The sequence below is a fragment of the Herbidospora sp. RD11066 genome (genome assembly GCF_054661255.1).
The window spans coordinates 300,212-322,304 of sequence record NZ_BAAGDO010000007.1 but is presented as its reverse complement, the minus strand read 5'-3'; the positions used below and the strand labels follow the sequence as shown (position 1 = coordinate 322,304).

Annotated in this window: 15 protein-coding genes and 1 tRNA gene; 7 read left to right on the top strand and 9 right to left on the bottom strand. The window is 69.3% G+C overall.

The genetic code is table 11. The features are described from left to right. Positions 1-308: 308 nt before the first annotated feature. Both ACYQ78_RS26680 and ACYQ78_RS26675 read left to right on the top strand, forming a co-directional pair. Positions 309-1,868 (top strand): trypsin-like serine peptidase, encoded by a 1,560-nt coding sequence (locus tag ACYQ78_RS26680; RefSeq protein ID WP_459803653.1) that lies wholly within the window; start codon positions 309-311, stop codon positions 1,866-1,868. A 131-nt stretch (positions 1,869-1,999) separates the two neighbouring features. Further along, a complete protein-coding gene (locus ACYQ78_RS26675) occupies positions 2,000-3,118 on the top strand; it encodes a PP2C family protein-serine/threonine phosphatase (RefSeq protein WP_459803652.1) in 1,119 nt (372 codons plus the stop codon). A gap of 71 nt (positions 3,119-3,189) precedes the next feature. On the opposite strand, the gene ACYQ78_RS26670 is transcribed toward ACYQ78_RS26675, so the two are convergent. Continuing rightward, positions 3,190-5,517 (bottom strand): glycoside hydrolase family 6 protein, encoded by a 2,328-nt coding sequence (locus tag ACYQ78_RS26670; protein WP_459803651.1) that lies wholly within the window; start codon positions 5,515-5,517, stop codon positions 3,190-3,192. Positions 5,518-5,676: 159 nt separating this feature from the next. Continuing rightward, positions 5,677-6,276, bottom strand: coding sequence for a TetR/AcrR family transcriptional regulator (locus ACYQ78_RS26665; RefSeq protein WP_459803650.1), 600 nt, complete (start codon positions 6,274-6,276; stop codon positions 5,677-5,679). 294 nt (positions 6,277-6,570) lie between these two features. Here ACYQ78_RS26665 and ACYQ78_RS26660 point away from each other — a divergent pair, with 294 nt between their 5' ends. The 3 genes from ACYQ78_RS26660 to ACYQ78_RS26650 all read left to right on the top strand — a co-directional run bounded on the left by ACYQ78_RS26660 (position 6,571) and on the right by ACYQ78_RS26650 (position 9,841). Beyond that, the gene (locus ACYQ78_RS26660; RefSeq protein WP_459803649.1) at positions 6,571-7,191 is read left to right on the top strand and encodes a hypothetical protein; all 621 of its coding nucleotides are present in this window, start codon (positions 6,571-6,573) and stop codon (positions 7,189-7,191) included. 52 nt (positions 7,192-7,243) lie between these two features. Beyond that, a tRNA-Lys gene (locus tag ACYQ78_RS26655) sits at positions 7,244-7,320 on the top strand. A gap of 85 nt (positions 7,321-7,405) precedes the next feature. Beyond that, complete coding sequence (locus ACYQ78_RS26650; RefSeq protein WP_459803648.1) at positions 7,406-9,841, top strand: DUF4132 domain-containing protein; 2,436 nt, start codon at positions 7,406-7,408, stop codon at positions 9,839-9,841. 17 nt (positions 9,842-9,858) lie between these two features. Here ACYQ78_RS26650 and ACYQ78_RS26645 read toward each other — a convergent pair whose 3' ends face one another. The 6 genes from ACYQ78_RS26645 to ACYQ78_RS26620 form a co-directional block, all read right to left on the bottom strand. Beyond that, positions 9,859-11,049, bottom strand: coding sequence for a lamin tail domain-containing protein (locus tag ACYQ78_RS26645; protein WP_459803647.1), 1,191 nt, complete (start codon positions 11,047-11,049; stop codon positions 9,859-9,861). Between the two features lie 69 nt (positions 11,050-11,118). Beyond that, on the bottom strand, positions 11,119-11,736 hold the full coding sequence (locus ACYQ78_RS26640; RefSeq protein ID WP_459803646.1) for a response regulator transcription factor: 618 nt from the start codon (positions 11,734-11,736) through the stop codon (positions 11,119-11,121). An 82-nt stretch (positions 11,737-11,818) separates the two neighbouring features. Then, a complete protein-coding gene (locus ACYQ78_RS26635; RefSeq protein WP_459803645.1) occupies positions 11,819-14,002 on the bottom strand; it encodes a sensor histidine kinase in 2,184 nt (727 codons plus the stop codon). A 62-nt stretch (positions 14,003-14,064) separates the two neighbouring features. Continuing rightward, the gene (locus tag ACYQ78_RS26630) at positions 14,065-15,513 is read right to left on the bottom strand and encodes a SagB family peptide dehydrogenase (protein WP_459803644.1); all 1,449 of its coding nucleotides are present in this window, start codon (positions 15,511-15,513) and stop codon (positions 14,065-14,067) included. 11 nt (positions 15,514-15,524) lie between these two features. After that, positions 15,525-17,477, bottom strand: coding sequence for a TOMM precursor leader peptide-binding protein (locus tag ACYQ78_RS26625; RefSeq protein ID WP_459803643.1), 1,953 nt, complete (start codon positions 17,475-17,477; stop codon positions 15,525-15,527). Further along, positions 17,474-17,704, bottom strand: a complete 231-nt coding sequence (locus tag ACYQ78_RS26620; protein ID WP_459803642.1) for a hypothetical protein — start codon at positions 17,702-17,704, stop codon at positions 17,474-17,476. The genes ACYQ78_RS26625 and ACYQ78_RS26620 overlap by 4 nt, the downstream gene beginning before the upstream one ends. Before the next feature lie 248 nt (positions 17,705-17,952). Between ACYQ78_RS26620 and ACYQ78_RS26615 the strand changes: the two genes are divergently transcribed. Next, the gene (locus tag ACYQ78_RS26615; RefSeq protein ID WP_459803641.1) at positions 17,953-18,819 is read left to right on the top strand and encodes a LysR substrate-binding domain-containing protein; all 867 of its coding nucleotides are present in this window, start codon (positions 17,953-17,955) and stop codon (positions 18,817-18,819) included. Here the strand turns inward: ACYQ78_RS26615 and ACYQ78_RS26610 are convergent. After that, on the bottom strand, positions 18,816-19,667 hold the full coding sequence (locus ACYQ78_RS26610; protein WP_459803640.1) for a hypothetical protein: 852 nt from the start codon (positions 19,665-19,667) through the stop codon (positions 18,816-18,818). The two genes, ACYQ78_RS26615 and ACYQ78_RS26610, sit on opposite strands and share 4 nt — an antisense overlap. 284 nt (positions 19,668-19,951) lie before the next feature. Between ACYQ78_RS26610 and ACYQ78_RS26605 the strand changes: the two genes are divergently transcribed. Further along, positions 19,952-22,060: an alpha-L-fucosidase gene (locus tag ACYQ78_RS26605; RefSeq protein ID WP_459803639.1), complete on the top strand. Its 2,109-nt coding sequence runs from the start codon at positions 19,952-19,954 to the stop codon at positions 22,058-22,060. Positions 22,061-22,093: the final 33 nt, after the last annotated feature.

Below are 22,093 nucleotides of genomic sequence, written 5' to 3'. Positions count from 1 at the left end.
GAGGGGCGGAGCCCTTCGCATGGAGCGCAGCGACCCGGAGCGAACGCGACGTCGGGGCCGCGCCAGCGGACCAGGGGGAGCGTGAGGGGGCGCAAGCCCCCTGACAGCGGGGGTTCGGGGGTCGCCCCCCGAGCGAAGTTGGACGGTGTCCAATCCCATCCGGTTCCATTCTGGGAATGTGATCTGGGTCACACTTATAACAAGCTGCGGGAACTATCCGAATCGTCACATGTAACGTCCTTGCCAATCCATTTACTGACGGATGGGGCGCGAGTGACGTCCCACGGCAGAGCAAGGGAGACCCCGCAGTGCAGCGCACCCTCCTCATCGGCAGCACCTTCGCCGGATCCATCGGACTGCTGGCCGCAGCGCTGGTCGCGAGCCCCGCCGCAGCCGCCCCCCAGTACATCGAGAAGGAGGTGCTCGCCGGTTCCAGCGAGGCGCAGGCCATCGCCTACTTCTGGGACAAGGCGCAGCTCCAGGACGCGACCCCCTACAACGTCGAGACGACGGTCGCGGCCAAGCACATCTCCACGGGCGGTCCCACCGCGGACACCAAGGCGGGCACCGTTCCCGCGATCGGCGACGAGAAGAAGTCGACCAGCACGTCCAAGAACGTGAACCTGCCCCGGACGAGCGGCAAGGTCTTCTTCATGGGCGCCGACGGCAAGCCCCACTGGTGCTCCGGCACCTCGCTGCAGTCGAAGTACCGCAACCTGGTGGCCACGGCAGGCCAGTGTGTGTACGACACCGAGAGCAACAAGCCCGTCCTGAACAACTGGGTCTTCGTGCCCGGTTACTACCAGGGCAAGACCCCCTGGGGCATCTACGTCGGCAAGACCGCGTACACCCACTACGACTACGACGTCTTCGAGGACGGCGACCGCAACTACGCGTTCGTCACCGTTTACAACGGTGTCAAGCTGTCGGGTGACAAGGAGGTCGACAAGGCCGCCTACGACAAGTGGAAGGGCCAGAAGAAGATCCTCTCCGAGGTCGTGACCAAGGAGGAGTTCGAGGCCAAGTACACCGACGGCGGGCCCTACTGGAAGAAGACCCTGGCGCCGGTGACCGCGCCGGTCGACCCGCCGAAGGCGTCGTTCTCGCAGGCCGAGGCCGAGAAGTACTACACCGACGGCGTTGACGGCGTGAAGCTGACGACCGAGTCGGTGGCCGAGGCCACCTACAACGCCGCGCCCAACGGCACCAACGCCATGAAGAACGGCGAGAAGTGCCCGACCTGGTGCGGGCCCGACTCGGGCAAGGAATACCCGATCGACGAGGCCACCTACAACAAGCTGAAGGCCGACACCGCCTTCAAGGGTGTGCTGCGCAAGACCGAGCAGAACCAGTTCTTCAAGAAGGAATGGTTCGTGAAGAAGTGGGTCAAGACCTCGGTCGCCGAGGCCTACTTCAAGGACCACTACATCGTCCGCGGCGTCGAGGACGTCGGCCGCCTGGGCGACAACGTCGGTGGCCAGGGCCTGGCGTACAACCAGAAGCTGGGCAAGGCCCACTACGTCTTCGGCTACCCGAGCGGCGCCCACCCCGACGGCAACCGCGTCTTCTCCGGGAACACCCTCAAGTGGACCTACGGGAAGACCTTCGCCGCCTCGGCGTCGGCGATCAAGGCGCAGGAGCTCGTCGGCATCAAGTCGTCGTTCACCGGCCAGGGCGCCATCGGCTCCTCGTGGCTGGCGAGCTACAAGAACACCCGCCGTCTCGGCTACCTGAACGGCGTCACCATCGCGGTCTCCGACCGTGACGGCAACAAGCGCATCGACACCTCCGTCTCGGCCTACTTCGACGGCGAGACCTACGGCGTCTACAAGCAGGCGGCGAACGTGTGGTCTGGTTCTATCCTCTAACCAGCTGATTTGGGAGCGCCCGTATCCACAGGGATGCGGGCGCCTCTCGTTTTCGCGACTTCGCATCCCAGGCTGGATCGTGAAGTATGGTCGCAAGCGCCAACCAGACGGGATTAGAGGGGATTCGCCGGATGCCGTTGCGCCTCGCCGGACCGCTGCGTCCGGGCAAGGGACGGCGCCGGGCGGCCGGGGCCCGCACGGCGTTCGCTCTCGCGGTGCTGCCGTTCCTCATGATGGCCCTGGTGTCGGTGCTCGATCTGACCACGGGGCCGGAGATCGGTTTCCTGCCCCTGCTCGCGGTCGGCCCGGCGTTCGCCTCGCTCACCGGGGGGATCAGGCGGACCCTGCTCGTCGGGGTGACCGCGCTGGTCCTGGCCCTGGGGCTGGCGGCGTACAACCATCTGGAGCTGCGCAGGGCGTACATCACCATGGGTTCGATCGCCGGTGTCACGGCGGCGAGCGCCCTGGCGACGGTGGGACGCCGGCGCAGGGAACGGGAACTGGCGCAGGTCAGGTCGGTGGCCGAGGTCGCGCAGCGGGTGCTGCTGCGCCCGGTGCCGCGCCGCGCCGGGCACATGCGGGTGGCGGTCTCCTACACCTCGGCCATGGCCGAGGCGCACATCGGTGGTGATCTGTACGAGGTCGTCGTCGCCCCCACCGGAGTCAGGGTGATCGTGGGCGACGTCCAGGGCAAGGGACTGGAGGCGGTCGAGACGGCCGCGCTGGTCCTGGGGGCCTTCCGCGAGGCGGCCCACGACGAGAAGGACCTCGAGGGCGTGAGCGCCCGGCTGGAGAAGGCGCTGAACCGCCGGCTTTCCGGTGAGGAGTTCGTCACCGCCGTGCTGGCCGAGTTCAACCTGGAGGAGACGACGATGACGCTCCTCAATTACGGCCATCCGGCGCCGCTGGTGCTGCGGGCCAACGGGGAGATCGAGTTCGCCGACCCCGACGACCACGTGCCCCCGCTGGGGCTCGCGGTCCTGGGGCCCATGGGGCCGGCGCCCTACTCGATCACCTTCGAACCGGGCGACCAGATCCTCTTCTACACCGACGGTGTCATCGAGGCCCGCGACGCCCTGGGCCGCTTCTATCCGCTCGACGACCGGGTCCATCTGCTCAACGACGACGACCCGGAGGCGGCGCTGGAGTCCCTGCGCCGCAATCTGATCTCCCACATCGACGGCCCCCCGACCGACGACGCGGCCATGCTCCTGATGCGCTGCCGGGAACCCGGCCTCGACCTGGTCTGACGTACGAGCCGTCAAAGTCGTGGTCCCGCCGAGGAGGACCCCCAACCTCGGCGAGACCACGACGTCCTCATTTAACTGATGGGCGGGTAGGCGTTGGCGAGGAGCTGACGGAACTGGGCCGAGAACCAGTGGCCCGACAGCGGCGAGTTGGCCAGAGCGCCGGTGGCGCTGTTGCCGTTGCGCTCGTTGCCGCCGTAGGTCGGGTCACACATCCGGTCGAAGCCCTTGCCCTCGTCGTTCGGGATCTGGGTGCTGGAGCCGTCGGACTCGCCCGGCGGCTTGACCCACACGTAGGCGTCGATGCCGGTGGCCGGATTGGCCCTCGGACGCTCGCCCAGGCCGGCACCGCTCTGGTTGCACCAGTTGCCGGCGTGGATGCGCCGGTCGACGCGCGAGTTGTTGACGAACGTGTTGAGGTCGGTCGACGTGCTGGCCGCGGTCGGGCGGGCGGAGCCGCCCCAGCCGTTGCGGCTGGTGTCGATCAGCATGCCGATGTTGGAGGAGAAGCCCTCCTGGACCAACCGGGTGCGGAAGGCCTGGGCGAAGGACAGCTCGTCGATGTAGAAGTTCCAGTCGACCCAGCGCGACTGGCGGATCTGCTGGCCGTTCACCGAACCGTTGACCGTGAAGAAGGGCTCGGTCAGGGCGCTGTAGTTGGCGGTGTTGGTGATGAAGCCGTGGACGGTCGCCTTGCCGCCGGTGGCCAGGTCGGCGGTGGAGCCGAACAGGTCGGCCGACGGGCCGAAGTTGGTGTCCCAGCCGAGCCAGCCGTGGTGACCGGCGTCCACGTAGTTGTAGACGTTCGGGACGGCGTACAGCTTGGAGAGCGCGTAGGCCACGCCCTGCTCGTAGGCGCCGGTCGACTTCGCCTCCGAGCACTTGGCCACGTTGAGGTTGGTGACCAGGTTCGGCAGCGAGTCGATCTCGATGATCGCGGCGATGCGCAGGTTGCGGTACTTGGTGTCCGCCATGATCCCGGCGATCACGTCGATGTACTCGGTCTTGTACCTGTTCAGACCGTCGTTGGCGATCAGCAGCTCACCGTTGGAGGCGAGGGCCGAGCAGTCACGGTTGGGCAGGTTGTAGATCACGACCTGGATGATCACCGGGGTGGAACCGTTGGCGGCGTCCTGGGCGACGGCCAGGTCGAGGTGGTCGCGCAGGCCCTTGGTGTTGCTGCCGGCCGAGCCGCTGCTGATCGCGGCGATCCGGTCGAGCCAGATGGCCGTGGAGGTGTTGGCGACCGCGGAACCACCGGGCTCGGAGGCGGCCTGGGCCGACCAGTCGGGGTTCACGTAGCCGGCGGCGCCCGCGTAGGGGTTGTCGACGCGGACCGTCGGGTCGACGTCGTCGTCGGCCTCGGTGGCGGTGACCGTGACGCTGGTCAGGCCGCTGGAGGCGACGGTGATCGGGCGGGTGCCGTTGGTCTGGTCGCTGTCCTGCGCGGCGGCCAGGGTGACGGTCTGCGGGGTCTGCCAGTTCGACGTGGTGAAGGTCAGGCTGGCGCCCGAGGAGACGGTGATGTTGGTGTCACCGGAGCCGGCCGTGTTGGTCACGGTCACGTTGCCGCTGGGCGCGGTCGCGAGGCGGACGGTGTACGTGCCGGTCCCGCCCTCGCTCACGGTCACGGCGGTCGAGGAGACGACCAGCGACTGGGTCTGCGTGGTGTCGTCGTCGGCCTCGGTGGCGTTGACGGTCACGCTGGTCAGACCGCTGGAGGCGACGGTGAACGGACGGGTGCCGTTGGTCGTGTCGCTGTCCTGCGCGGCCGCGAGGGTCACGTTCTGCGCGGTGGCCCAGTTGCTCGTGGTGAAGGTGAGGCTGGAGCCCGAGCTGACCGTCAGGTTGGTGTCACCGCTGCCGGCCGTGGTGGTCACGGTCACGTTGGAGGTGGGCTGGCGGTTGAGCCGCACCGAGTAGGTGGCGGTGCCGCCCTCGGGGACGCTCACGCTGGTCGGCGTCACGATCAGCGACTGCTGCTGCGGCGACGGGCTCGGCGACGGGGAGGGCGACGGCGACGGCGAGGGGTTCGCGCCGTTGCAGACGGTCCCGTTCAGCGAGAACGACGTCGGGTTGGTGTTGGTGCCGCTGAACTGCCCGTTGAACCCGATCTGCACCGACTGACCGGTGCCCAGGTTCCCGGCCCACGAGGGCGCCACGACGGTCACGTTCTGGCCCGACTGGGACCAGGTGGCGTTCCAACCCTGCTGCACGGTCTGGTTCCCGGGCCACGTGTACGTGAGCCGCCACGGGTTCACCGCGTCACCGAGGTTGTTGATCGTGATGTTGGCGCCGAAACCACTGCCGTTGTCCCACTGTTTGGCGTACGTGACCTGGCAGGCGACGGCCGCGCCCGCTGGGGCCTGCATGACGGCGAGCCCGGTGACGGCCAATAGCATGGCGGCCGCGACCATAAGGGCTCTGCGCCAGGAACTCAATCGGGGTCCCATAGCTTTCTCTTCTCCTCGGCGTACACGATTGGGAGCGCTCCCAACATGGGTTCGTTTCGCCGAGGTGTACAGCGTGTTTCCGGTTTCGACGAGATATGGCCAGGATGCCTATGAAAGATTCAGGGTCCGCTCGGCCAGCCGGTGGAGATGCCGCCGGAATCGGGCGAGTACCTCGGGGTTCTCCGCGCCCATCCGGTCACCGGCGTCGTCGAGCACGCCGCCCTGCACGAACCCGTGCACGCACCAGATCAGCGTCCACACGCAGTACTCCATGTCGGCCGTGTCGTCGATGTACCCGGCGTCGGCGGCCTGCTCCAGCACGGAGGTGGTCATGGTGATCAACGGCTGGGAGTACTGGCGCTCCAGCCCGGTGAGGTCGGCGGCGTCGTACAGCCAGCGGTGGATCCACAGGGCCGGGAACTCGGGGTTGGCGACGCAGAAGTCGATGTAGCGGTCGACGATCTCGTGCACCGCCCCCGCGGCCGTCACGTGGTCGGCCGCCATCATGTCGTTGACGACTCCTTCGAGCGCCTCGGTCTCGATCCGTGCGGCGCGCTCGATGACGGCCAGGTAGAGGTCCCGCTTGGACCCGTCGAAGCCTTCCTTGGCCGGGTCGAGCCCGGTCGAGTCGACGATCTGCTTCAAGGTCGTGGCGTCGTATCCGAGTGCGGCGAACAGCCGTGTGGCCCCCTGCAGCAGGATTTCCATCCAGGGCTCCCGATCCCTTCGTCCATACCTTCTTCGAGTCCAGCAGCCGACCGGTCACGGGAGTGCAAACGGCGCGCTTGACCACGGAATCCCCTTATTTATGGGCACTTCATGGCCTTCTGGGATGTTTTACTGTCTTACGTTTGCCATGTCATGGTTTGGTGGCTAGTGTCGGTTTCGTTGCCAAGAGCTGACCATCCCACTAGCCAGCGCTTGACCATCGTGTCCGGCAACAAGCCACCCCATCTGACCTGCGTGGCAGTCCTGTCGTCGTACGGAAGATCTCCCTTTTTCATGTACGCCATCAAAGGCATCCTGAAGAACAAGACCGCGACCACTGCCCTCGTCACCGCCGGAATGGCCGTCCTCGGCCTCGGCGTCACCGGCGCCACCACGGCCCTGGCCGCTCCCCCGCACGCCGGACACGTCCGCATCCACACCAAGCCGGCCGCCATCGTGCAGCCCGCCAAGCCGGACCTGAAGGAGCCGTCGTTCGTGAAGCCCGCCGTCCTGACGGGCAAGACCACCGCCTCCTACTTCTGGGACGACTCCTCCGGCCGCGCCGGCGACACCGGCCTGCCGGCCAGCGGCAAGCCGATGCAGAAGGGCATGGCCGCCTCCCCCAGCTGGCCGCTCGGCACCGAGGGCTACGTGGTCTACAACGGCGTCAAGAAGCCGTTCTTCGTCGGCGACCGCGGCCCGGGCGTGCCCTCGTCGAAGGGCGTCATGCTGGACCTCGACGGCCAGACCTTCGCCGAGCTGACCGGCGGCACGTTCGACATGAACACCCTGGCCGTGAAGGGCAACGGCGGCTTCGGCCACATCCCGATCGAATACCACATCACCAAGTGGGGCGACGGAACCGGCCTCAAGGCGGCCCCGGTGCCGTTCTCGGTCGGCGCGTGGAAGCACTGACGTCTATGGATGTGCGATGCGGGCGGGGGAGCTGCTAAAGTTTTCCTCGCGGGCGCCGCTAGCTCAGTTGGTTAGAGCAGCTGACTCTTAATCAGCGGGTCCGGGGTTCGAGTCCCTGGCGGCGCACCAATGAAAACCCAGATCACTTCGGTGATCTGGGTTTTCCTTTTGTGTACGCCGGAATTGTCGCCCCGCGCTGATACCAATTGCGGCCATGGAAACCGATGTCGTCCTTGACCGCCTGATCGCCACCGTGCCGGCCGATCGCGAGTGGCAGTGGCAGCGCTCCCCTCTCGGTGAGACCGAGTTCGGGCGCCACATCGCCCGGTTCGGCGACGAGGAGTGGCGGGTGCTCGGACATTGGGTCCAGCGCCGCCTGTCCGTGAAGGGCCACGACTACCTCCTCGAAGAGCTGATCACCCGGGTGGCCCGCCGCAAGCTGGCCTGGACGGCCGATGAGGTCGAACTCCTGTGGCACCTGGTCTTCAACCGGGAGCACACCTGGTGGGTGACGACGAAGCTGGTGACGTTGCCGCTGGCGGCCACCGCCACGCTCCCCGCCGACGTGCGCGAACGTTTCGTCGAGCAGGCGGCGCGGGCGCGCGAGGCGATGGGCGACCACGACTGGACGCTCCGCGACCAGACCACCCGGAAACTCGACGACTTCCTGGCCGCGCACACCGGCGGCACCGGCGACACGTCGGCCGTGCGGGCGCTGATCGGCGAACACGACCATTTCGCGACGGCGCTGCTCGCCGATTTCGGCGACCGGCTGGCGGCTCCCGGTGTCTTCCCGCTGCTGCGCCGCTGGAACACCGCCACGGCGGCCCGGCCCGGCATCGGCTGGCTCGCCACGGCCGAGGCGCTGCTGCGGCCCGAGGCCGTCCCCTTGATCCGGGAGATCCTCCAGCGCCTGGCCGCCCACCGGGAGAGGTCGTTCGGCCGTCGTCACGACGGCCACGAGTGGACCGAGACCGTCTTCCTGCACGACCGCACCGCCGTCTCCCTGCGCGGCATGCTGTGGACCTGCCGGCTGATCGACGAGCCGTGGGTCATCCCGCTCCTCGGTGACTGCGCCGTGACCTGCGGAACCGGCATCGGCGGCGCGGGCGCCAACTCCCGTAGCGAGAAGCTGGCCAACGCCGCCGTCGGCACCCTCGACCACAAGGGCGACCTCAGCGCCGTCCCCCACCTGGCCCGCGTCCAGGCCAAGGTCCGGAAGAAGTCCGTGCTCGCCGCGGTCGCCCGCGCCCTCGACACGGTCGCCGAGTCGACCGGGCTCTCCCCCGAGCAACTCCTCGACCGCACGGTCCCGGCGTTCGGCTTCGGCGCCGACGGCGTTCGTGAGGAGCGGATCGGCGACTGCCTGGTGCGGCTGCGGGCCGAGACGCAGGCGCTGGAGTTCGTCAACGCCAAGGGCAAGATCGTCAAGGCGGCTCCGGCGGCGATCCGGAAGGACCCGGCACTGGCCGAGCTGAAGACCTCTCTGAAAGAGCTGAAGCAGATGCTCCCCGCCGAGCGGTTCCGGCTGGAGCGCGCTCTGATCGAGGAACGCATCTGGCGCTGGAACCAGGTGACCGAGTTCTTCCTCGACCACCCGGTGACCGGCCTGTTCGCCCGCTCCCTGATCTGGAAGATCCTCCAGGGCCCGGCCGGAATCCCGGTCCGCACCACCGACGGGTGGGAGCTCACCGACCCGGCCGGGCGGCGCATCCAGCCGAACCCCGACACCCCCGTCCTGCTGTGGCACCCCATCGACGAGCCCGCCGAGAGCGTGCGGAACTGGCGCGACCACCTGCTCGACGCGGGCATCCGGCAGCCCTTCAAGCAGGCGTTCCGCGAGGTCTACCTCCTCACCCCCGCCGAGGAGCGGACCCGCACCCTCTCCAACCGCTTCGCCGGCCACACTCTGCACTATGGCCAGGCCAAGGCGCTGCTCAACCAGCGCGGCTGGACCGGCCTGTCCATCGGCCACTGGGACTACGAGTGCGAAGGCGACGCGGGGGCCGCGATCAAGGAGCTGTCGGGCTACCGGGTCCGCTGGGAGATGCACGTCAACAGCGATCCGGAGGCCGACGGCTGGGGCACGGCGTCGTTCTGCGCCGCCGAGCAGATCCGCTTCTACCGCGCCGACGAGCCCGACACCGACCTCTACGGCTACGCCCGCGAGGGCCTGCCGCTGACGGAGGTCCCGCCCCTGGTGCTGTCGGAGGCGCTCCGCGACGCCGACCTCGCCGTCGGCGTGTCCTCGGTCGGCCTCGGCCCGCAGGCCGTCACGGGCCACGAGACCTCCTGGCACTCCCAGGGCTTCGGCGACCTGACCGAGACGGCCCGGACCCGCCGCGACGCCCTGGCCCGGCTGCTCCCCCGCCTGAAGATCTCCGAGCGCGCCGAGCTGACGGAACGCTTCCTGCGGGTCCGCGGCGACCTGCGCACTTACAAGATCCACTTAGGCTCGGGCAACATCCTGATGGAACCGAACGACGCCTACCTCTGCATCGTGCCGGGCACCGACCGGTCGCGGGAACGGGTGTTCCTGCCGTTCGAGGAGGACGGCGGCATGCTGTCGATCATCCTGTCGAAGGCGTTCCTCCTCGCCGACGACACCGCCATCACCGACCCGACGATCACCCGCCAGATCGGCACATGATCGGTGGGTGTGAGCGTTCAGCGGCCGAAGGCGATCGTGCGGCCGTTCTTCACCTGGTCGGACCTGTAGGTGACGGTGTCGATCACGACGCCCTTCGGGTCGACGATCATGATCGAGTCGCCGTCGTTGTCGAGCCAGCTCACGGTCACCACTTTCACGGTCCCCGCCTCGATCGCGCCCGTCAGCGCGGTCTTGTTGCCCGCGGCGTCGCGGAGGGTCCAGCCGTCCAGTTTGAGGGCGTCGGGGGTGACGTTGAGCAGGGTGATCCCTTCGGCGCCGGGGTTCTTGGGCAGCGCCGCCACGATGAGCAGGTCGCCCGTGACGATGGCCGGAGGTGTGGTCGGGCCGGTCACCGGGTCGGGGGCGATGACGAAGTCCTCGGGCCAGACCGTGAGTTCGATCGTGGTGCCGCCCGCCCTGACCACGTCGTGGAGGTTGCCGCGTTCCTGCTTCTCGATCAGCCACACCGCGTCGTCGCGATGCACCGGGTCGGCGCGGAGCCACGTGTCGAACTGGTCGAACGTCGTGAACCCGGCCGCGAAGTAGGGCACCAGTCGCCGGAACAGCTTCGGCCAGATGACCGTCTCGTCGAGCGTGTCGGCCGTCACCGTGGCCGGGCGCCCGGGATGGCCGTCGGCCACGGGCCACAACCCCATGGAGGGCCGGGCCGCGCGGGAGATCCCGGCCAGATGGTCGCGGAGTTCGACGGGCAGCGTCGCGTAGTAGGCCGGGTAGGCCAGGCCCTCGGCCAGCAGGATCCGGTTGGCGGACGCGTCGGCCAGCGCGGAGGTCAGGAAGACCGGGGCGCCGTCGGGGGTGTCGGTGGTGCCGCCGTACACGAAGGCGATCAGCCTGCCGTTGGCGTCGATGCCGTTGGTCAGCACGTAGCCGGGGATGGAGTCCTGGTCGGCGCGGCGGACCTTGTTCGGGAGGTCGTCGAAGAACTCGACGCCGGTGAAGCCGAGCAGGCCCAGCAGGCGGTCGCGGGCGGCGAAGGCCCAGTCGAGCCGCTGGTGGGTCTCTTCGAAATGCGTTTCCAGGGCGTCGATGGCCTCCAGGCGGACCGAGATGCCGCGCCGGTTCAGGTCGGGGGAGGTCCCGGACGGCCTCGGGAGCGCCTCGACCAGTGCGGGTGTGTCGGGGAGGAACTTGATGGTGTCACCGTCGGGCTCGGGGCCCTGGCGCGGGAGATCGGGATATCTGATCACGAAATTGCCGCGTAGAACTGTATATGTCATCGCCTATCACCCCGTGGCGAGAATAACCGGGTCAGGAATTCAGATCCAGCCCGCTTCCGTGGCTATGCGTATCGCGTCCACCCGATTTCGTGCATTGAGCTTGGTCACGATTTTGGTCAGGTAATTGCGCACTGTGCCGACCGAAACGTGCATCTGCGCGGCGATCTCCGGAGGTTCCGCTCCCCCGGCGGCCAGGCGGAGCACCTGGATCTCGCGGCCCGACAGGGGGATCTCGCCGACGTCCCAGGCGGTCAGGGCCAGCTGGGGGTCGATGATCCGGCGGCCCGCCGCCACTTCGCGCACCGCCTGGGCCAGGCGTTCCGACGGGGTGTCCTTCAGCAGGAAGCCCGAGACCGAGACCGACAGGGCCCGGCGCAGCGTGCCGGGGCGGCCGAGGCCGGTCAGGATCAGGGTGCGGCACGACGGGAGTTTGGCGTGGAGCTCCTCGGCCGCCGAGAGGCCGTCGATGACGGGGAGGTCGACGTCGATGATGGCCACGTCGGGGCGGTGTTCCAGGGCGGCCGGGACGATGTCGGCGCCGCTGCCCACCTGGGCGACCACGGTGAGGTCGGGCTCGATCTCCAGGAGTGCGGCCAGAGCGCCCCGGACGATGCGAACGTCCTCGGCGAGGAGGATCCGTAACGTGAGCACGTCCATTCCCCCGGCCGGTTCAAAAGGTCAAAATGAATCTTGTACCGAGGCGGCGGATATAGGCAATGCCGACATTCTTGACAGAACGTCATTTTGGGATGTCGACCTTTAGTTGGAACGCGCCGGAATCTCGTACACATTTCAACGATCCGCCGATGGAGTTCAGGCGTTCGGCCAGGTCATCAAGGGCGGTGCCGGGTTCACCGGGAAGCACGAGAGTGGGAACGCCGTCGTTCCAGACGGTCAGGGTCACGGCCGGGGTCACGACGATCTCGCACCTGGTCGCGGCGCTGTGCCGCAGCACGTTGGTGACCGCCTCGCGGAGCACGACCGCCAGCAGCGCGTCGACCTCCTCCGGGGGCTGGTCGGCGCGGACCTCCACGCACACCCCGGCCGCCGCCAGGGTCGCGCGGGCGGAGTCGAGTTCGGCGGCGAACGACATGTGGCGGTAGCCGCTGGCGACCGATCTGACGTCGGCGACGGCGCGGCGGGCGACGTCCAGGACCTCGGCGAGTTCGGCGCGGGCGCGGTCGGCCGAGCCGGGGAGCAGGCGGTAGGCGCGTTCGCTCTTGACGGTCATGTCGGCCAGGTCGTGGCCGAGCACGTCGTGGAGTTCGCGGGCGACCCGTAATCGCTCCCTCGTGACGGCGCCCCTGGCCAGGTCGTCGCGGGCCTGGTCGACCTGGGCGACGAGGTCGGTGAGCGAGCTGATGCCGTACACGACCAGGCCTGTCAGCAGGGTCGAGAGGGTGAGGTAGGCGCTCCACTCCCCCGCGTCGCCGTTGACCACCGACAGGGCGGCCACGCTGACGCCGACCGCGGCGTAGCAGCACCAGCGCCAGGCGCCGGACAGGACGGTGAGCGCCGTCCCGGCCAGGAATCCGCCCATCGAGCCCCAGGGCGCGCCGATCCACAGCAGCGGCAGATACGTCGCCACGGCCTGCACCGGGAGCGCCGCGCGCCGGAAGTGGCCCAGCGACAGGGCGATCTGCACGCCCACCTGCACGGCCGCGCAGAGGGCGAACTCGATGAGGCCGAGCGAGCCGGGGCTCTGCGCGAGCACGTTCACGACCATCAGCACGCCGTAGCCGGACAGCACGACGACGGCGATCGTGCGGGCCACCCGAAGGTGCCACGGCTGGCCGGTGAGCTGGGCGAACGTCCTGGTCACCGGGTCGTCGACGACCGGCGGGGCCGGGCCCGCGAGTGGGACCTCGGCGGTGAAGGTGAAGCGCTCGTCGTCCAGGACGGTGGTGGTGACGCCCCCGGCGGCGTCGAGGCGGGCCGACAGGTTGTCCAGGCCCGCTCCCCCGCCGGGGTCCGGCATCGAGGGGTCGGCGCCGTCGTTGACCACGCGCAGCACCATGCGGTCGCCGGCCAGTTCCGTGGCGATGGCGCACGCGTTCGCCTTGCTGTGCCGCAGCACGTTCGTCACCGCCTCGCGCAGCACGATGGCCAGGACGGTGTCGACCTCCTCGGGCAGCGGGCAGGGAGACAGGGTGATCTCGACGTCCATGTCGGCGGCGATCAGCATCGACTCGGCCGAACGCACCTCGGCGGCCAGCGACATCGGCCTGCTGCCGCCCGCGACCACCCTGACGTCGCCCAGCGCCTGGCGCGACAGGGTGAGCACGTCGCGCAGCTCGCGGCGGGCTCGGTCGGCCGCGCCGGGGAGCAGGCGGTAGGCCAGCTCACTCTTCAGCGTCAGCGCCGAGACGTTGTAGCCGAGCAGGTCGTGGACGTCCCTGGCCACCCGCAGCCGCTCCCGCGCGACCGCGACCCCGGCCAGCTCGCCCCGGGCGGCGTGCACGGTCAGCGCGAGCGAGGCCAGCGAGCTGACGCCGTAGACCATGAGGCCGGTCAGAGCGGTGAAGTAGGTGCCGTAGACCACGTCGAGCAGGGACATGCCCGCCGCCGTGAGCAGCAGGAACATCGCGGCGGGGACGGCGGCGTACAGGGCCCAGCGCAGCGGACCCGCGACGGCGAGGAGCATCGAGCCGGCCAGGAACCCGGCGGGCGACCCGGCCTGCGGCCCGGCCCAGGCGAACGGCGCGAACGTGACGACGGCCTGCGCCGACAGCGTGACCGCCTTCAGCGGCCCCGGCCACGACAGCACGTCACGCGTCGAGTGGACGAGCTGGAGCCCGAACCCGGTCAGCAGGCAGACGATGAACCCGCCGAGCGACCAGCCGCGCAGCCCCTCACCCCAGACGAACATCAGGGCGTTGAAGGTGTAGGCGGACAGCACGACGACGATGACGGCACGCGCCATCAGTCCGGGCCGTATTCCTGACGACACCATCACAGCGCCCCCACCTACCCGGATATGTCGGCTTATGCGAGAAGGGCGGCGGCGAGCATCGGCCAATCGGCGTCGTTGACCGGAAAACCGTCGTCGGCGACCCGCTCCCTGGCGTGGCCGACGGCGAAGCCGCAGACGCTCGACTCGGTCCGCCAGTCGAGCCCGAACACGTGCGCCGAGGCGTCGATGTCGGGGCCGTCGACCCGGCGCCCGGCCAGGCCCATGGCCGTCCCGGCCAGCGACAACGTCTGCACCAGCGCGCCCGCGTCGGTGAGCACGAGCGAGTAGCCGAGCCCGTTGTACTTCCACGACAGCCGCCGGAACCGCGCGGTGATCATCAGCAGCACGGGCGGGGTGGAGGCCAGGTTGGCGGAGACGAGCAGTTCGTCGGGATCGCCGTCGAGCAGGGTCAGCCCGTGGTTGTACGGGTCGTAGTGGTAGACGCCCCTGGGCAGCCCGGCGCACCGGTCGACGACGGCGTAGAGCTCCAGTTCGTGCAGGTCGTCACTGGTCGGGCAGGGGCGGTCGCTCGTGGCCCTGGTCGCCTTCGCCGAGGCCGAGCCGGTCAGCGCGCGGACCCGGGCGGTCCGGTAGAGCAGCGCGCCCAGGTCGGCGACGGTCATCGGCCGGTCGGCGAACGCCTCGGCCGGGTGATGGGCCTCGACGACGGCGGAGAAGGGCGGATCGCCGGCCAGGTCGTCCCAGGACGGCCGGGGCAGCGGGATGCCCGCCGCCGCCTCCTTCACGACCGGCTCGACGCCGCCGCTTTCGCCGAGCGGGTAGGTCACGCCGAAGTCCTGGTCGTGGCGGCCCAGCGTGGAGCGGGTGTGGAACATCAGGTCGATCGGCGTCCAGGTGGTCAGGGCCGGATCGCTGTCCTCCGCGAACTCGATGCGCTGGAACGGGTCGCCGGTCGCGGCCTCGACGACCATCCCGGCCGCCATGAGGAACGCGATGACCGACCGGGTCTCCGGGCCGACCGAGGCGGGCACGGCCGGGCGCATGAGAGCGCCGAGATGGGCCATCGCGTCGGCGCGGTGCAGGATCACGCGGTGCTGCGACAGCGGCGATTCGAGCAGGTAGTTGGTGCCGTCGGTGGTGAGGACGGCGAAGCGCGACAGGCGTACCGGATGGTCGAGCGGCCCGTCGGGCAGGTGGAAGGCGGCCTGCGGGGTGAGCGGCACGACCGACACGAGCGGCTGCTCCCGGTCGACGCCGAACGACCGCACCACCAGGTGGGCCAGCCGGTCGAGGATCGCCGTCAGGGCCAGCCGGTCGGCGCCCGACCTGATGACGTTGCCGAGCGAGATGGGCCCGAGGCTCATCCGGCGCAGCGCCTCCATCACGGGCGGCGCCGGCATCGGGAGGACGGTGTCCTCCCAGCGTGAGTGCACGACGACCACGCCCTCGCCGGTGTCGGGTTCGACGAAGACGTCCTCGCGGAACGACCACAACGGGAATGGGGGGAGCGTGTCGTGCATGTCGGCTCCTCTCACATGAACAGGGCGACCGGGTTCAGGTCGTCGTAAGCGGTCGGCCGGTCGAGCCGCCCCAGCTTCACCGGGACGTCGAACAGCCGGCCCGGCGCGAACCGGGGCCAGAAGTGCCGCAGTCCCGGCACGACGACCTTGACGACCGGAAGCCCGATGTCCGGGCGGGTCTGGTCGAGGATCAGCGGATCGAACCGCCGGATCAGCTCGACGTCGGCTTTCAGATCTCGGTTCTCTCTGTACGAACAGGGCGCCGCCACCCCGTCGGGAAGCAGACAGGGATGGCTCGCGGTGGAGACCCGGCCCCACCACGGGCGCATGTCGATGTCGGTGGCGGCGGGAAGCAGCTGGCCGAGCTCGGTCAGCGCGCGGCGGGTCGCCGTCGCCGGGTCGGCATGGGCGCCGAACCCCAGCATGACCTCGTGCCCGCCCCTGGTCGAGACGGCCGCCCTGACCGGGATGCCGAGGTCGGTGGTCAGGTCGAGGACCCACAGATCACGGCCGAGCGTGGCGTAGTCGTCTCTCAGCCTTTCGCTCCACGGATCGTCGAGAACGACCTCGGGCTGCCGCGTCCGGTTGTACCACCAGATGCCGACGGCGTCCCTTTCCACCAACTCGAAAAAGCCTTGAAGAATGGCGTCCTCGACGCATGTTCCGGCGGCGTTCCCATTCGAGTCGGCCTGGCCGCCTTCGGTGAAATAGAGCAGGTCGGTGGGCAGGTAGCGGCGCTTCCCTTCGAGCGTGAAGAGCGGGGTCCATTCGGTCTCCCGCGTTTCGTCGAAAGGCGCCCGCTGACGCGGATCGAAAAGCAGAACCTCATCGGGATGGACGGCCTCCGCGCCGATGTTCCGGTAGGAGTCGAGAACGACCTCCTCCTCTCCGAGACGGGAACCGCAGTAGCGTTCGACGGCCTCGCACAGCGCACCCACCCTGGCTTCGAGCGGGGTCCCGCCCTTGCCGCCGCTGTTGGCCCGCAGCCCGCTGACCGGCAGGGCGAGGTTGCGTCCGGAGAGGTAGGCGTGCAGGAATTCGGGCGCGCGGGGATCACGGCGCACCCGGTCGACGACCCCGGTGACGGGGTCGGTGAGGTGGACGTAGCGATCCCAGGTCTCCTGGAGCCCGGCCGCCCGGTGGGCGTGGACCTTGGGCCTGGACGTGATCGTCACCGGCCCGCTCGTGATCCGGGGATCACCGCACGCCGGGCACTGCGGGCGCCGGGTCACGGAGTGGTGGGCGGCGTCGAGCGTGAGCGGGTCGAACGTCCACAACGCGTCGAGCGGGTCGCCCGCCAGCCACCGCACGACCTGGAGGGCCGCAAGCCGGGCCCCGATCTCCTTCGTCTGCGGCAGCGCGGCCGGGGGCGCCACGCCGTGTCGCCGGATCCTCAGCCGGGCCGCCAGGCACTCCCAGCAGGCCGACTCCCCCGGCCGGAACCCCGGACCGATCCACAGGTCAGGGCCGTCGATCGCGGCGAGCAGCCAGGGCCGCCCGTCGGTGAGCCGGTCGGCGTTGACCTGCGCGAGCGCGGGGTCGAGGTAGTCGTCACAGACGACCAGCACCCTGTCGGCGGCCTCGCCGGTGCGCAGCCCCAGATCGTGGAGGGCCGGTTCGAGCGCGGAGTCGCCAAGGGAGATCACCTCGACCGCGCCCGTGGGCCTTTCGAGCCCCGCCAGGTCCCAGTAGGCCCGGACCTCGGATGGCGTGTCGTCGGAGTCGTCGGGTTGCGGCGCCACCAGGTCGGCCTCGGACAGCCGTCCCAGCAGCCGCCCCAGGTCTGCGGCGCCCAGACCGGTCTGTTCGTGCAGGTCGGCCAGGTCGTGGCTGCCGTCGAGGAGGGGCGCGACCTCTTCGATGTGGTCACCGTGGAGGGCGACCGTGGCCCGCGCCGAGGTCAGGTAGACCCCGTCGCCGGGCACGGTCACCGCCCGCCAGTGCCGCTTGAATCCGACTTTCATCCGCAATACGTCCATTTGGCTGATTTCAGCGAGGGCTGGGACAGGTCGGCGATGCGCAGGGGGTCACCGCCCGCCGCGAGCGGGGGTGCCTCGTCGGGGCCCAGGTCGATGCCGAACTGGGCCAGGGTGGCGGCCGGGTCGTCTTCGTAGCGTGCGGCCAGGGCCGGTTCGGTCCACGCCCGCATCACCAGTTCGGCGAAACGCCAGTCTTCGTCTGCATGAGTCATCGTGGCCATGTCATCGATTCTCCGCAGGGCGTGCGCGGGCCGACACTCAGCGATTCACGAGACGGGTGTGAGATTTTCACATCGGGAACGTGAAACGACGTACAGACGCGTGGGTGTAAGCGCTTCTAGGCTGAGCCGCGTGAATCGCATTCGAATCCGCCGCCCCGTGAGGCCGCGGCCCGGGACGGTCCGGGACATCGACACGCGCACGCCGTCCGGCGTCCATCTGCCTTATTGAGGGAAATGGCATGTATCACGATCTGCAAATCAATCGGCTGAGGGCTTTGGTGACCGTGGTCGAGCTCGGCGGGTTCCGTAAGGCGGCCGAGGCGCTGCACGTCACCCAGCCGGCGGTGAGCCAGCAGATCCGTCAGCTCGGTGGTCTCGTCAAGGGGCCCATCTTCACCTCGACCGGCCGGATCCTGGAGCTCAGCACCGAGGGTGAGGAGCTGCTCGGGTACGCCCGCCGGATCGTCGCGCTGAACGACGAGGCCGTGGGCCGGTTCGTCCCGCCGTCGGGAACGGCGCGGCTGACGATCGGGGTGGTCAACCAGCTCGCCGAGGCGCTGCCGGAGATCCTGCGGCTGCTGAACCGGGGGCTGCCGCACGTCCAGGTGGGCGTGCAGACGGGGTTGAGCGAGTCGCTGGAGAACCAGGTGTCGTCGGGGCAGCTCGATCTGGCCCTGCTGCTCCAGTCGGAGCCGGTCGCCGGGCCCGCCCATCAGCTGGGCGAGATGCGCATGGACTGGTTCGGCCGTCCCGCCCACGGCGAGGGCGCCGCGCTGCCGCTGACGCTGTTCACCGAGCCGTGCACGCTGCGGCGGCGGATCGTCGACGCGCTCGACGCGTCGGAGGTGCCGTGGCGGGTGGCCTACGAGGGGCCCGAGCTCGTCGGGCTGCGGGCCGCCGCGAAGGCCGGTCTCGGGGTGGCCTGCCTGGTGGCCAACGGCGACGAGCTGTGGGGGCTGCCGCGTGCGGCCCGCCTCGCGCTGCCGTCGGCGCCGGGGCCGCTGCCGGTGACGGTCGCCCTGTCGGCGAACGCGACCCACTCGGAGTACGTGCCGATCGCGGAGCGGGCGTTCCAGCAGGCGCTGCGCGACTATCCGTTCGCTTAGTGATCGTCGGTCACGGGGAGCCAGGTGCCGAGGTCGAGGACGATCCGGTCGCCGAGCGGCCGGGAGAGTCGCACGGTCGCCGTGTCGGTGAGGAGCATCTCGTTGCAGGCCCCCGCATCGGGCCGCAGCGTCGTCTCCATCCCGATGACCACCACCTGGTCGGTCTCGTGGACGAACGGGCCCCGGACGACGTCGCATTCACCGAAGCCGTAGCGCACCCGTAGTTCCGCCGGTCTCCCGGCGACCGGTTCGGCCTTCCAGAAGTGCCGGTGGAACCCCTTCGCCGGGCGCGGCTTCTCGGTCACGGCCGACGGCTCGACGGCCACGTGGACGAACGGCCGGTCGACGTCCCTGACGGCGAACTTCCAGGCGGGAACCTGGATCACGCCCCGGCTGGTCTCCAGCGGAACCCGGCCGAGCTCCACTCCGGTCACCACCAGCGGGCGGCACTTCTTCGGGCAGGGGTCCTCGTTGAGGTCGGGGCCGTGGCGGAACTTCTCGAAGGCCGCCGCCGCGGGGACCACGGGCACCCGTGAGGTCGAACCGTCCGGCCAGCTCAGCTCGACGGGCGCGGGAGCCTCATCCGGCAACTCGGCATCGAGCTCCCAGGCGCCGTTGTGGGCACTCCGGGCCGCCCAGTAGGGGACCCGGCCGGCGCGATCCCAGCCCCAGGGGTTCAGTACTTCCAGTGAGACGAAGCCGGTGCGCCAGGCGCGGTCGAGGGCCGAGCCCTGCCACCGCGCGGCGACCTCGCGGGCGCGGCTCTGGAACCCGGCGAACGCGTCGCCGGAGAGCAGGAGCAGGGCGAGGCCGACGAAGGCGATCCGGCGGAGGAGCGACGCGAACACGGGGAGATCCGATCTTCTCGGCAAGATCAAGATCAAGAGATAGCACACGGGCCACCCCACCGGCCAAGACATCCAATGTGTGCGGTGCTCTAGGGCACGTACAGGCCCTATCCTGTCGGGTGATTGCTTGAATACATTACTAATCAATCCTTGACAGGTCCGATGTTTCCAGGGGATTAATAGCACCGTACATTCCTCTGGTTCGCCTCCGCTGTAGCGGCGTACACGCGGCGGCGAGCTGATCGCATCCAGCCACCTGAGAGGACTTCATGCGGTCGAAACTCATGCGAGCAGCCCTGACACTGCTCGTCGCGCTGGCGGGCACCGTCGTCGCGCAGTCGTCCCCCGCCGCCGCCGCTCCCGGCGACAACTACGTCGTCGACGACGCGCTGACCTCCTCGCGCACCCGTTGGTTCGACGAGGCGCGCTTCGGGATGTTCATCCACTTCGGGCCCTACGCGATGTACCGCGGCACGTACAACAACTGCCGTGAGGTCGAGTGGATCAAGCGGCAGTGCAACATCCCGTGGAGTGACTACGAGGCGAAGGCCGCCGCGTTCAACCCCACCTCGTTCGACGCGAACGCCATCGTGCAGATGGCCAAGCAGGCCGGTCAGAAGTACATCGTCATCACCTCGAAGCACCACGACGGCTTCGCCATGTGGCCGACCGCCGTCAACCGGTGGAACCTGCGCGACCACTCGGGCTTCCAGCGCGACATCCTGCGCGAGCTGAAGACGGCAGCGACCGCCAACGGCATCAAGCTCGGCTTCTACTACTCCATCTGGGACTGGCACGACCCCGACTTCACCGGCAACTTCCCCGCCTACATCACCAAGATGAAGGCGCAGCTCCAGGAGCTGGTGACCGCCTACGACCCGGCCGTGCTGTGGTTCGACGGCGAGTGGACCGAGAGCAACCCGACCAACCCGTGGTCGGCCCAGAACGGCGAGGACCTCGAGCGGTACGTCCGCAGCATCGCCCCCCAGGCCGTGATCAACAACCGGGTCGGCAAGCGGCGCCCCCTCGACGGCGACTTCGGCACCCCCGAGCAGGCGCTCCAGGGCTCCGCGCCCTCGATCCAGCTCAACGAGTCGTGCATCACGATCAACAACACCTGGGGCTACGCGGCCTGGGACACGAACTTCAAGACGCCGACCTCGATGGTGCGCGACCTGGCCACCCTGACCAGCAACGGCGCCAACCTGCTGCTCAACATCGGCCCGACCGACACCGGCGCGGTCACCGCCGGCCAGTCGAGCGGCCTGAGCGGCATCGGCAACTGGATGGCCGTGAACAGCACCGCCATCCACGGCGCGGGCCACACCGGCCTGGTCACCCAGCCGAGCTGGGGCAGAATCACCCGTAAGGGCAACAAGCTCTACCTGATCGTCAACAACTGGGCGAGCACCCTGCACGTCACCCGGGCCGCGCCCTTCACCGTCACCGGCGCGCGGGTGATCGGCAGCAGCTCACCGGTGACCTTCGCGGCGGCGGGCGACGGCTACGACTTCCGGCCGAGCGGTTCGGCCACCAACGCGATCGCCACCGTCATCGAGGCCGACATCACCCCGACGGCGCCCCGCGCGGTCGGCACGGGCACCGGCCTCAAGGCGACGTACTGGAACAACACCACGTTCTCCGGCACCCCGGCGCTCATCCGCACCGACCCGACCGTCAACTACGCCTGGAAGTTCGGCGGTTCGCCGGCCCCGCAGGTCAACACCGACAACTTCTCGGCCCGCTGGACCGGCACGATCGAGCCGCGCTACTCCGAGCGCTACACCTTCACCGTCGGCTCGGACGAGACCGTCCAGGTGTGGATCGACGGGCAGCTCGTCATCAACAACAACACCGCGCACACCGCGGCCGTCAACCAGGCCAACGTGACCCTCGTCGCCGGTCGCCGCCACGACATCCGGATCGACTACACCGACCGGACCGGCGAGGCGTTCATGAAGCTCGCCTGGGCCAGCCCCAACACCCCGGCCGAGATCGTGCCCGCGACCCAGCTCTACACCACGGGCCCGACGGTCCGCCGGGTCAACCAGAACGAGGCGACGTACAGCAGCGGCTGGTCGACCAGCAGCGGCCGCGGCTACGGCGACGTGAACGACGACGTGCAGTACACCACCACCAACGGCGCGTCGTTCAGCTACACCTTCACCGGCACCGGCATCGACTTCCTGTCGGAGAAGTACTCCGACCAGGGCCTCGTCGACATCTACCTCGACAACGTCCTGCGGGCCACCGTCGACACCACCAGCACCACCCGCCAGGCCGCCGCCGTCATCTGGGGCGTCCGCAACCTGACGTCGGGCTCGCACACGCTGCGCGGCGTCAAGCGATCGGGCCAGTACATGCTGGTCGACGCGTTCGACGTCTACTCCTGATCGACCCGGGAGAGCCTCCGCGCCGGAGGCTCT